Source organism: Pseudoalteromonas sp. J010, from assembly GCF_003934235.1.
Classification (GTDB): domain Bacteria; phylum Pseudomonadota; class Gammaproteobacteria; order Enterobacterales; family Alteromonadaceae; genus Pseudoalteromonas; species Pseudoalteromonas peptidolytica.
The window spans coordinates 94,162-107,242 of record NZ_RDBW01000014.1 but is presented as its reverse complement, the minus strand read 5'-3'; the positions used below and the strand labels follow the sequence as shown (position 1 = coordinate 107,242).

The 13,081-nt window shown below is 41.2% G+C and carries 8 protein-coding genes, 1 pseudogene and 1 riboswitch; of the genes and pseudogenes, 3 read left to right on the top strand and 6 right to left on the bottom strand.

The genetic code is table 11. The annotated features are described in order from the left end of the window. The 3 genes from EAG18_RS09610 to EAG18_RS09600 all read right to left on the bottom strand — a co-directional run. Positions 1–775 (bottom strand): hypothetical protein (locus EAG18_RS09610; RefSeq protein WP_148098523.1); only part of this gene is annotated, 775 nt, incomplete at its 3' end. Between the two features lie 13 nt (positions 776–788). Continuing rightward, complete coding sequence (locus EAG18_RS09605) at positions 789–3,074, bottom strand: hypothetical protein (RefSeq protein ID WP_125252164.1); 2,286 nt, start codon at positions 3,072–3,074, stop codon at positions 789–791. 19 nt (positions 3,075–3,093) lie between these two features. Continuing rightward, on the bottom strand, positions 3,094–4,230 hold the full coding sequence (locus tag EAG18_RS09600) for a tyrosine-type recombinase/integrase (RefSeq protein ID WP_125252163.1): 1,137 nt from the start codon (positions 4,228–4,230) through the stop codon (positions 3,094–3,096). A 105-nt stretch (positions 4,231–4,335) separates the two neighbouring features. Between EAG18_RS09600 and EAG18_RS09595 the strand changes: the two are divergent. The 3 genes and pseudogenes from EAG18_RS09595 to EAG18_RS09580 form a co-directional block, all read left to right on the top strand. Continuing rightward, positions 4,336–4,476: pseudogene (locus EAG18_RS09595) on the top strand (DUF520 family protein); the annotation flags it as partial. A gap of 89 nt (positions 4,477–4,565) precedes the next feature. Next, positions 4,566–4,807: riboswitch (cobalamin riboswitch) on the top strand. Positions 4,808–4,841: 34 nt separating this feature from the next. Beyond that, positions 4,842–6,704 (top strand): TonB-dependent receptor, encoded by a 1,863-nt coding sequence (locus EAG18_RS09590; protein WP_125252162.1) that lies wholly within the window; start codon positions 4,842–4,844, stop codon positions 6,702–6,704. A 485-nt stretch (positions 6,705–7,189) separates the two neighbouring features. Beyond that, the gene (locus EAG18_RS09580) at positions 7,190–8,167 is read left to right on the top strand and encodes a hypothetical protein (protein WP_125252160.1); all 978 of its coding nucleotides are present in this window, start codon (positions 7,190–7,192) and stop codon (positions 8,165–8,167) included. Positions 8,168–8,218: 51 nt separating this feature from the next. Here EAG18_RS09580 and msrA read toward each other — a convergent pair whose 3' ends face one another. Genes msrA through EAG18_RS09565 form a run of 3 tightly spaced genes read right to left on the bottom strand, consistent with a single transcriptional unit; the run spans position 8,219 to position 12,910 of the window. Next, a complete protein-coding gene (gene msrA / locus EAG18_RS09575) occupies positions 8,219–8,752 on the bottom strand; it encodes a peptide-methionine (S)-S-oxide reductase MsrA (protein WP_125252159.1) in 534 nt (177 codons plus the stop codon). Then, complete coding sequence (locus tag EAG18_RS09570) at positions 8,753–11,851, bottom strand: efflux RND transporter permease subunit (RefSeq protein ID WP_125252158.1); 3,099 nt, start codon at positions 11,849–11,851, stop codon at positions 8,753–8,755. Positions 11,852–11,857: 6 nt separating this feature from the next. Further along, positions 11,858–12,910, bottom strand: coding sequence for an efflux RND transporter periplasmic adaptor subunit (locus tag EAG18_RS09565; protein WP_125252157.1), 1,053 nt, complete (start codon positions 12,908–12,910; stop codon positions 11,858–11,860). Positions 12,911–13,081: the final 171 nt, after the last annotated feature.

The window sequence follows — 13,081 nt, the reverse complement described above, 5'->3', positions numbered from 1 at the left end:
GATCTCGTGACTTTGTTTGTTTAAATTGAGTGTAAAAATCAAAACAATCGTTTATCAGAAATCGAAAATTATTAGAAAAAAATCGTGATTCACCGTACTTTCTTAATAACCTGTAAAAGCCAACGGCAAATTTTGTTTTATTGGTACGTAAGTCTCTAATGGCATAGGCTAGAAAAGACATAGCAACATGAACAGGTATGCTTCCGTGTGACTTTCTAGCACCCCATTCGGTAAAATCAAGACCGTATTCCTGACAAAGAACTTGCAAGATAGAGTTAGGCTTAGGGAGCCTTCCTAAATAATCAAGTTCAAACATTAATCCATCAGGGATATGCCTATGGCGATACGCTTTATAAGTGTCTCTTAGCATCTGCATTTTTAACGTTACGGTTCCGTAGGCCATTTCTTCGTCAAATAAGTGGCGAACAAACTCATTTACATCCGCTTCCTTCAAATCAGCAAGATACTTGTCAGGGTGATGTAGTGTAGCCCACCGTAGAAAGTTCGCCGCATTTTCGACAACACATTTAACACTAACCTTAGATGCACTAATGAAGCGCTTATCGCCCTTGTATCCTCCGAATTTATACAGTATGTAATGCTTAAGAGACTGCTTCCAGCGCTTATTTAGCCTCACTATCCCCATATTCCAATGATAAAACTCACCATTATCGGGGTCTTTAAACAACCACTCATCCGACCTAAATGCATCAATATCTGTACGTAGTAATAACGTTGCTGCATCAAGTGGATTAATCGGCAGGGTAGAATTCATTATTCATCATTCCTTACACTATCGGAGGGAAAAGTGAAGACGGAAGCGTTTTTGAATGTTTTTCACCTTCAGAAAGCACATTTTTAGGAAACTTTGCCAATACTTCAGACAATTGGATGAACTCTTTCAGTACACCTGTTACGATTCTTTTACTGCTTCTTTGGTGCTGTATGATCCTTGGAATTTCAGCTTTCAAATGATCTAGTCTTCTTAATATAAGAGCAGCGGTACTTGTGCTGGCTATATATAAAGTCTTTTGCTTTGATTTAAATTCACCTAATAGGCCTATGCCTTCCACTGCATCACTGATGTGATTTAAACCTAATAAGCCTTTAACATCAGACGTACTCAATACCTCAGTTTTAGACAGCATATCATTTATGTCATCAGCAAAGTTCGACATCATTTCCGCCACTCTGTAGGATAGTGACGGAGTGTCGGTTATTTTCTCTTTTACGATACGTGGATATCTACTGAAGTAGACATCTTCTTCAGTTTTCTTTGTATGACCTGACAAACGTGCTGCCGCGTCTGCGTGGCTGCCAATTGTTGTATTTACACTTGAAACAAGAACGAACGATTCATGTATAGGACTAATAGGAAGTGTTTTTCCTGATTTTTTTAATCTCTCTAATAACCATAAAAATGGTTCTAACTGTTCATTAGATATTAGTTCTCCTAACGCATTTCTCAACACTGAGTTACTATTGAGCAGCCGCTCTCGAAGGTTAACGCCTCTTCCTTTTTGGTTCAAAAATTGACTTAAGGAAACAGTGGTAGAGTTAAAAACTTTGCCACGTTCAGAAGTGTTTCTATATTTTGTGGCTCTCTTAGCTTGAGAAGCCGCACAACTATACGCTTGATAAAGTACAACAGGGGTATCTTTATTCGAATGCAGAGCTGTTGATAAGGATACCCCTGAGCGATTCTTTATATAATCGAACTGAATTGTTTGCGTTCCTGATATACTTACTGTTTCTTTTATGTCAGAAAATCTAAGGTTTTGAACCCCTGTGGTTTGCACACCTTCGGTGGCTAATAGGCAAAATAACGCCCACTCTTGATTTGGGTTAAGTGACGTTAGGTTTGAAACCCCAAAAGACCTGCAAGTCCAGCTATTTCCAGTCAGCCCGAGCGAATCAATATTTAGACGTGATGTCATATAATTTGATTGAGAGGGGGAACCTATAACTTTATATGAGTGCCGACCATCTTTAAGAAGACGTTTCAAAGTGAAGACTTTTATGCCGTATTCTTTTAGGGCATCAGATTGAGTATAGTGTGGTTTACTATATTCTTTCCTTATATTTATCACCACATCATGAGGTATACTTTTGGGAAAATACCCTTCAATGGATCTTCTTGCGTCATACTCTGTACAACCATACTTTTCACCTAAGGCTCTCATAGATGGCCGTGAATGCTCTAGCTTATTCTTCATTTCCTCAATATCAGCAACAGAAAGCTGAGACTCAATAAGCTTTTTCTTGGGGCTAATAAATTCAGCGTATAAATCAGTCAAATTACTGGAGTTAAGGCAATAATCGAAATTATTATTACTGAAAACTTCTGTTAGTACACACTCTTTCGCAAGCTCGTTATTTTCTTCAAAAATAGCCTTAAAAATAGGAAGCATTATTGTACGACACTCATGACGTCCACTATTAAATGAGTGAAGATAGTAAGGGTTTGATACTGAGTTGCATTCAAACTCTAAAAAATGCCCGCAATATTCCTGGTTTAATATTGAATCTTTAGCTTTTTGCTCTAACAGAATGATATTTGCGCACACTAGCCTTAGTGATATTAATAATTCATCATCACCATAAGGACAGTTAGAAAACACCATAGAAAGCGGTGGTTTCTTTTTACTGTGTCTTCGTTGAATATCGAACTCTTGAATCACTTGATTTAAGAAGTCATATTCGTCAATGCTCAGTAACGACCCTTTAGCAAAGAAGTAATCTTCAACCGCTGCTACAAAAGGTCTAATTTGATTATAGGATTTGGAGCTATCTGCATCTTGCGCCAGTGCTATCGCCCATTCGTTAAAAACTGTTACTGGCGTAGTATTGATAGCAGTATAGCCTCTACTTGTCAGGAAATGGTAAAGCTTGTTAGTTCCCCTAACCCAGGTTTTCACCGAACCATCTCCTAATTTGGTAAACTTCTTAGAATAAAATTTAAACCATACAGCTTGCAGGATAGGGTGATTGGTGTCAGCAGGCACTTCTAGCTTATCTAATCTACAGTTTATTGTAGAGATGCTCTTTAGGTGCGATGTATCAATACTACTCATAACTATTCATAGCTTTCCTTTAAAGTCGATCATAAATGCTCATACTATCTAACTTCTTAATCACTTCTAATCGTTTAAATAACAAGGCTTCCGCACAGATGTAAAGCTTACTTGTGTTGTCATCTGAGTGTCCCATCCATTGAGGTAAGCTGAGCATCGGATCGTATCTACCGATGTCCATACCCTCGCAAAATGTAACAAAGTTAGTGGCGCACGTATGCCGAAGTGAATGGAAAACCCAACGATTATAAGAGCTTCTTAATTCCGCTGGAGTAATGTTCTTGGACAGATATTCATCTACAGAGGATCTAAAAAGCTTTGTTGCATAAGATGCGCTTGTCATGGGGATACCTTTCTTTTTCTCAAAAAGGTTTTTTTCCACATATTTACTTAAATCTCCGTACAGAAAACGAAACAGCTCTTTTTTTAGTTCCATAGAAATAGGTACGGAGCGGCGCTTATACCCTTTACCGGTGATCTTAATGAAAGCTTCTTCATAGAAACCGCCCTTATCATTTGGGAATTGTTCCTTGAGCCTTTCAATATCAAAATTGCCGTATTTGACAAGTTCATGTGTCCTAACACCAAGAAAATATCCCACCTTTAAAGCCATCTCATTTCGAGATCTTTTGAACGTATCTTTCGTTGGTATATGGGCAAGAATATTATTAAAGTCTTCTTCTCGGATATATTGCGAAAGAATGGTAGATGTGGCTCTATCTGCTAATTGCAATTTAGCCGACAGGGTTCTAACACTGTATGAAAACTCCTTTGGCTCATCAATGTAACCGTGCTTATATGCAAAGCTATAAAACTCCGAAAGAGTAGATATGTGCCTATTAATAGATACATCTTGGAGGCCGTTATTCACTAAATCCATTAAATAAGTGTTCATCTGACTTTCAGTGATTTCTCTGTAGTCAGATGGGAAAAAGTGATTAGAAGAATCAGTTTTACTAATTACGTTTAGGTAACGAGTCAAATCACTTGCACGTCCCTTTACTGTCGACTTACTACCTGATTTTGATTTTTTAGCAATTTCTAGGAGGAAGTGACAGCTTGCTTTGTGATAGGTGAAATCTTTAGTAAACAGCACTGCTGTTATTAAACTTCGACCACCACAAAAAACTTCCGTAAATCCGTACTTGAATTCCATAATTATCCCAAAGAAGATATCTACCTTTTTGTTTTGTTGACGTTGCGTTTAATGCAAACCCTAGCAGTAATGATGTCAACAAGAGTATAGTAAGTGTTCATAGGAAGATATAAAGTTCAGGCCTCAATTCAAGGTGATACAGTTCGTGTAACTGGTAAAAAACGTGATGACTTACAAGAAACTATGCAGCTTATCCGTGGCGCAGAGCTAGGGCAGCCTTTCCAGTTTAAAAACTTCCGCGATTAACCTTACCTATGTTAAAAGTGCAGCACGCTGCACTTTTGGATTTCTAGACGTCCATTGACAATTCCTTCTAAACCCAAGACAATAGCCACGAATTCTCAAGGTGCTATGCACAACCTAGTTTGGTTGCCAAGTGCATAGATAATCGGGAAGTTGGTGCGAACACAAGGGAACAACTAAATAGTCTTGATACTAGGTACGCGAAAGTATCACAATCAGATGTATTATTTAGTGTGGATCGGTTCAATGCCTGCGCTGCCCCCGCAACGGTAGAGTTAATATGCAAATCCAAGTTAACTGAGCCCGGAGACCGGCCTTGAAACAGTCACTTTGTGTTCTTGTACGGTGGGTACAAGTTAGGGGAAACCATGTTAAATAAAACTGCTTTAAGCGCAGCCATCACTGCGGCGCTCTCTTTTTCTGCATTTGCAGATCAAAATATTGAACACATCACAGTCACGGCGAACAAATTTGAACAGCCACTTGAAAGCGCACTTGCCGCGATCTCGGTGATCAGTCGTAGCGACATCGAAAAAAGCAATGTGCAAGATGTGGTTTCATTACTTGACAATGTAGCCGGTATTCAGGCCGTGAGAAATGGTGGTTTCGGCCAAAGCGTGAGCTTATTTTTACGCGGTAATGATGCCAAGCATACCTTGGTTTTAGTTGATGGTGTACGAGTTACTGACGCTAACTCGGGTGATAATTCGTTAACGAATATTCCATTAAATAGTATTGAAAGAGTTGAAATCATTCGTGGTGCGAAGGCGGCAATTTATGGTTCTGATGCGATTGCTGGTGTGATTAATATTATCAGTCGTGAAGGTAACCACAACACCATTACGTTAACATCGGGTAGTCACAATTATTCTGATATTGAAGCAACAGCAAGCTATAAAAAAGATAAGTTCACTCTGTCAGCTAATGCGGGGTATAGCCATACTGATGGCTATGACGTAATTGAAAAAGATCCTCAGGCTATCGTCGGTAAAAACCATGACCGCGATGGTTATTATAACGGTAACGCAGGCTTAACTTTACAGTATGGTGATGAGCAAAGTGGTATTTTTAGCCTTCGCTCACAGTACAGTGAGGGTGAAGGTGAATACGATGCTTGGGGAAGTGACGCATACCGTTTTCATAACTATACCAATAAATTAGCATGGAAAAGAAGTTCCGAAAAACTTAGTCAGCATGTTTCTTATAGCCTAGGAAAAGAGCAAAATGTTCAAATAGGCAGTAGTGCTGATGACAACGCTTATGTAACAAAGCGTGGACAATTTGAATATCAATCTCAGTATCATATCAGTGAAGCATTGAGCTTAACGGGTAATATAACGTTTTTAAATGAAGATGTTGGTGAATCAACCGCTACGTTTTCAGAATCTGAGCGTGACAATCTCTCAGTGGCATTTGGCGGTTTTTATAATGATGAAAACTGGCTAGCAGAGGTCGTGTTAAGAACTGATGACTATGACTTTCACGGTCGAGCAAATACCTATACCTTAGCGCTAGGTAAACAAGTTACGGATGGGTTGAGCGTAAAATTCAATCATGGTAGTGCATTTAGAGCACCTTCTTTATCTCAGACTTTTGTTATCGATAGCCCGTATTATTTACCTAACGCTAATCTGAGCCCTGAAGAGGCAAAAAATAGCGAAATCATCGTTACTTATAGTGATGAGCGTTTTCGAATTGAAGCGGCAGTGTATGATAATCGCATTACCGATAAAATCGTTTATGAACCGAATAGCGATTGGAAGTACGTACCGTTTAATATTGAACGGGCTGATTTTGAAGGTGCAGATTTAGTTGTTGAAGTTGAAGATAGTTTTGGAGTTGAACATACACTCAATGCCAGTTACGTTAGTGCAAAAGATGCAAAAACACAGCAGCAATTGCAGCGTCGTGCTAGACGCACGCTGACCTATACGATCAGTAAAACATGGCAAGATGTGGATGCAACCCTGACGTTAGTGCATCGTGGTGAGCGCAGCGATAAAGTATGGGGAGCCCAAGGTTCATATACTGTAACGTTACCGTCTTATACCGTATTTAATTTAGCTGCAAACTATACTTTCTTCGATAGGTTCAAACTAACAGGACGCATTGAAAACCTGACTGATAAGCGCTATTTCAATGCAACTGCTGGGGAAGCGAAAGATGGCTCGCTACTCGGTTATAAACCACCGGGTCGACAGGCATACGTTGGGGTAAGCTACCGCTTTTAACCTCAGGCTTCAATCGTGCTTGAAGATAAAATAAAGCACGCGTCTATCCACTTTTATCAAGATTAACCTGATTATCAGGTTAATCTTTAATCTCATTTTTCTTACCTATAAAGTTAGCTGCTTCGGTTGTGTTATCAATTAGTCTTACTACTAGTTCAATTTTAAGGAGTAAATCAGACGCTAATTGCGTTAAAAACTTCTTACTCAGAACAACTGAAAGCAAGTCTCCCAGGTGCTCGACAAGATCTCTTGGCTCAGAATAGGTCACTTAATTAAGTGAATAGGTACAAATTACATTTGTAACTAGCAATCTTAGTGAAACTTTGTTAATAATGAGTCTCGTTTTTATTATTGGTTAAACTTTTTGTTACTACAACTGGAGTGTTTAGTTAATTAGCTATCTTTAACGGCATAAATTGGTTAGACAACAAGGGGTATTGAAATATAAAGACGAGCTAGCATTTAACAACTTCAAGGAAAAGAGTATGAAGTCATTTTTATTAGGACTAGTTGGCCTAGGGTTGGTTACGTCCGCCTATGCCAGTGAACTAGATTTAGCGACACAACCCGATGTCACCACACAAGCAATGAGTGGAGATTTTGCCTGGTTTAATGCCCAGTCACAGACTTGCCGTCAGATCCGAAGCATGCTGTATTACCGCCATCCTGGTAATGATCATTTGACCCCTGTGTCAGTGCCTGTGGTTTATACTGGAGGGGAATGTTGGTCTACAGGTAGGACGACTTCTAGCCAAGGGCCTAAAGCAATGTATGATCAGGTCTCAGCGATTATTCATCAGCAATTTTCTAATGTTGAGCATAACTATAAAGAGTTAACCACAGATATAGTAAATACGGTTGCGGCGCAAGCGAGCGCGACTAAAGTTAGCCACACCACAAACTTATTTGGCACTATGCACATGAAAATAGCAGGTCGTGTGGATGGGCAAAATAAAGTACCAGTTTTAATTGATGGATTCGACTTAAAGTCTTACGCCAAATTTCGTAAGAAACAGCTTGGTATGAATATCTATATTCATGTTCATATTAATAATGAGAATGTTACCATTAAGGGTAAGTATGACGTGCGAACTCAGCAGCTTGAGTTAGACCCTTTGATTTCAAGCTTTAAACCTGTGGTTACCACAGAGGTTGAGTTACCATGGATCCTAGATCTGATGGATCGCTTGACTCCAGGGATCTTTGATAAACTCTATACTGAATTTAGTCGCATTGTAATTGATGTCTTTGAGTTCCTAGGTGTGGATATGAGCGAGGATATTCCCCAAGTGATTAAACACAATGTGCAGCTTATCGGGGCTGGGACTGTACCGCTTAAAGGGCTGGACAATTTAAGGCCTGGAGATACAGCAAACCTAGAGATGGAAGTAATGCGAGGGCATCTACGTATTAAAGATGGTCAAACAAGCTTCTATGTATTTGCAGTACCTATGTTACCGTAGTTTCTGTTGCCGAGTGCATGGCGCACTCGGCTTTTCTAAACATCGAGTCGTTTAGTTTTTCAATTTTGCCGCAAACCGGCTTTCGAACTTGGCAACCTTGGGTGCTATCATCACACTGCAATATCCTTGATTTGGATTCTCAGTAAAGTAGTCCTGATGATATTGCTCTGCAGGATAAAAGATCGGAGCTGGACTTATTTCGGTTACAATTTTCTCATGTAGCTGGAGTTGCAGCTGCGCTATATAATCTTGAGTTTGCTGTTGCTGCTGTTCGTTGTGATAAAACACCACGCTGCGATATTGTGTACCTATATCATTGCCTTGACGGTTAAGCTGGGTCGGATCATGTAGCGTAAAAAACATCTCAAGTAGTGTGATAAAGCTGACCTTATCAGGATCAAATTGCAGCTGCACCACCTCAGCATGTCCACTGTCACCACGACAGATCATTTGGTACGTTGGCTGATCCGTATGACCGCCAGCATATCCCGATGTTACTGCTTCGACGCCACTGACACGGCGAAATGCCGCGTCAATGCACCAAAAACAGCCACCACCAAAGGTTGCGGTTTGTAAGTTTGCCATCTACATCTCCTGCTCTGGATATTGTTGAGATTGCTCTTCTAGGCGCTTGCTCGTCTCTTCTGGAGATTGGGTCTTTTTCGCCAGTAAAGTGTAAGCCGTTGGGATCACAAATAACGTTAAAATGGTCGCAACGCTTACACCTGCAAAGATCACGACGCCAATAACCATACGGCTTTCAAACCCCGGGCCAGTAGCAAACACCAGTGGAATAGAACTCATCACAGTGGTTAACGAAGTCATGATGATAGGCCTAAGTCGCTGTGCTGCGGCATCGACTATTGCTTGCTCAAATACAATTCCTTTATCACGAAGCTGATTGGCAAATTCAACGATCAAGATACCATTTTTAGCACTTAGCCCAATAAGCATAACGATGCCAATTTGGCTGTAGATATTTAATGTACTATCCGTTAAGAATAGTCCATACATAGCACCGACTAACCCCAATGGAACAGTCAACATGATAACTAAAGGGTGCACGAAGCTTTCGAACTGTGCCGCTAGGACCAAGAAAGTCACGGTGAGCGCAAGAATAAAGACGTAAGTCATTGCTGATGCGCCTTCATAAAATAATTGAGACTCACCTTTATAATCAATAGCACCATCTATGTCATTTTCTTCTGCGGCAACTTTATTTAAAAAGTCCAGAGCCTGTTCAAGCGTATAGTTACCAGCAAGGTTGGCGGTGATAGTGATCGCACGCATACGGTTATAGCGATTCAGTCGTGCTGCGGTTGCTTCTTCTTTTATCGTGATCAAGCTGTCTAAAGGCACCAGCGCATCACTTCTAGACTTAACGTAAATATCAGCAATATTGTCAGGCGCAGAGAAGTCTGCTTTAGTACCTTTTAGAATGACGTCGTATTCCTCACCTCGATCAATAAAGGTAGTTACGCGGCGTTGTCCAAGCATGGTTTCTAGTGTTTGCCCAATTGCACTAACGGACACACCTAGATCGGCAGCTCTGGTTTTATTAATACTGATCAGAAACTGTGGGAAAGTTTCTTTGTAGTCATGATCTAAGCGAACCAGTCCTTTGTTATCCCGTGCTCGGGCAAGTATACGGTCGCGCCATGCTGCCAATTCATCGTAGTCGTTTCCTTGAAGCACAAATTCGATGGGGCGAGCATTGCCACCGCCACCAATACCTCGGCGCATGATGGCAAAGGCACGAATGTCAGTGACTTCTTGCATTTTACCACTGATTTCATCAATGACTTCCCACGTTGAGCGTTTGCGTTCATCCCAGTCTGGCATACCAATAATCGCAACTCCTCCTTGGCCACCCCAACCAGGGACACGGACAAGAACACGGCTTAATTCGTTGGATTCGACGTATGGCAGCAACCTTTCTTCGATTTTGGCCATATTCTCGGCGTTATTTTCATAGCTTGCGCCTTCGGGGCCATTCATCATGACAAAAAATGTACCGCGATCTTCTTTTGGCGTGAGCTCTGATGGGATTTGTTGAAATAAGCTATAGCTAGTAAATCCAGCTAGTGCAAGCATTACGATCAAACTATATTTTCGCGTCAAGTTTCTTTGTAATACACGACGGTAAGCTTGTTCAAGTCGACTAAACTGATTATCCATCCACTGACTAAAGCGGTTTTCTTTATTGCTTGGCTTTAATACCTTGGAACACAGCGCTGGTGACAATGTTAACGCGGTAATACTTGAGAACAAGACAGCTGCGCTTACTGCAAAAGCAAACTCAGTGAATAACGCACCAATACGACCGTCCATAAATACGAGAGGGATAAATACCGCAACCAGCACTAGGGTGGTGGCGATAATAGCAAAGCCAACTTCCCGTGCCCCTCTGTATGCTGCGAGTAATTTTGGCTCACCAAGCTCAATGCGACGATAAATGTTCTCTAGCATTACAATGGCATCATCAACCACTAAGCCAATTGCTAGTACAAGTGCAAGCAAGGTAAGGAGGTTAATAGAGTAGCCCATGGCAAGTAAGAACATAAAAGTGGCGACGAGGGCCACAGGAACTGTCACAGCGGGAATAAGAGTTGCACGAATATTGCCAAGGAAAATGTAAATAACCAGCACCACCAAAATCATGGCAATCGCTAAGGTACGATATACCTCAGTGATAGATTCTCGAATAAAAATAGAAGAGTCGTAGCTGTCTTGAATTGTGGTACCTTGCGGTAAATTACGCTTGATTTTTTCAAGCTCTTTACGCGCATTATCAACGACTTCCAAAGTGTTGGCTTTGGCTTGTTTGACAATCCCAAGGCCAATCATATTTTTACCATTGCCTCGGAAAGTACTTTCATCATCAGCCGCTTCAAGATRTACATCAGCAACTTCGCCTAATCGTACTAAGTAACCTTGTTCACCTCGTTTAATAACAAGGTTGTTGAAGTCGTCTTGCGTTTTATAACTTCTGGCAATCCTTACCGAGAAGTCGCGGTCAAGAGACTCAATCTCACCGGCGGGGAGTTCAACGTTCTCCCGACGTAATACTTGCTCTATGTCACTACTGGTGATCCCTCGAGCCGCCATGGCTTGTCTGTTGAGCCAAACCTTCATCGCGTATTTACGCTCGCCACCAATGCGAACATTAGACACGCCATCAACAACAGCGAGGCGGTCAACTATAAAGCGCTGGGCGTAATCGGACAGTTGCAACGTATCCATAGTTTCACTGTTTAATACAAACCAAGCTATGGGGCTATCATCACTATTGGACTTAGATACTTCTGGGGGTCTGACTTGTTCTGGTAGCCTATCAAGTGCTCGTGATACTCGCTCGCGCACATCATTTGCCGCTGCATCAATATCACGATCGATGTTAAATTCTATGGTGATATTTGAGCTACCGTTGCGACTGCTCGAGTTAATACTTTTTATTCCCTCAATACCAGAAATATGGTTTTCTAGAATTTGGGTGATTTTGGTCTCCACGACTTCCGCAGAAGCGCCCGTATAGTTAGTACTTACATTAACTATGGGACTTTCAATATCTGGATACTCTCGAAGCGGTAGCATAGTAAATGCGACCAGACCAAAGGTCAGTAATAGCAAGTTTATTACGATCGCGAAGATCGGGCGTTTAACCGCCGTATCAGTGATTTTCACGCCGTGTTACCCCTTAATTTCCACTTTTGATCCTGAACGGATTTTTAATGTGCCTTCGGTGATCACTTGTTGGCCTTCTGCTAAGCCTTTATCAATCGCAACCCAGCCGCTAAAACGAGTTTGCAAGTGCACCTCGCGTTGTTGGGCTTTACCCTCTTTGTCAACGATAAAGACATAGTGTTTGTCTTGTCGTGGAATAATACTTTTCTCTGGGACGACAAGGGCTTCAAATCTCGCCAGCTCAAGTGCGATGTGTAGCAACATACCAGGGCGTAGCCTATATTCTGTGTTGGTAAAACTTGCTGTAACACGTACTGAACGAGTTTGTTCATTGATGCGCGGATCTATATGGGATACTTTTCCGGTAAACGTTTGTGCTGGATAGGCCTCGCTATTTGCACTCACTTGCATACCTAGTTGCAGTTGAGCTAGGTATTTCTCAGGAACTTGGAAGTCAACTTTGATGATGCTGATGTCATCTAATGTGGTGATCACGGTACTATTATTAACGAAGCTACCTATTGAAACATTTCGAGTACCAAGTAAGCCATCAAAAGGTGCATACACAGTCATTTCTGCCAATTTGGTCTTCGTTGCTTCAAGCTGCGCTGTTAATGAGTCTACTTTAGCTGATTGTGCCTCTAACTGCGAGCGGGCCGCAGATTGGGTTTTGGCGAGATCTTTGAGTCTGTTAAGCTGTCGAATTTCTTCTTTTAGCGTCACTTTTAACGCTTTTATGTCGAGCTTTTCTTCTGCGTCACGTAACTGCACAAGCTTGTCGCCTTGCTTTACTACACCTCCGTCGTCAAAGTACAGTTGCGCAATGTAATCGCTTTGCGCGCTGGTTACGTTTATGGCTTGATTTGCGCGTGCAGAGCCAATTGAATTAACGGTAATGACACGCTCTTCCTTTGCTACTGTGTGTGCTTGAACCGGTGTTGCCGATACTGCTCTGCCATTTGCTTTTCCTTGGGATGCTGGTAAATATAAATAGCCGCTGATCGCGACTAGCACTATAATAATAAAAGGAAACAGTGCTTTCCCTGATTGATGACGCATATAGGTGACCCAGATTATAATTTGTTTCTAGTTTACAAAAATAAAGGCTAGCAAACTCGACGGCATATCCTGTAAATTTGTGCGTTAAACGAAAATCTAATTCAATTTAAGTATTTGTACCTAAATTAAATATTATGAAAAGCAGTCACTCTTGTAAACGGTGTATCACAA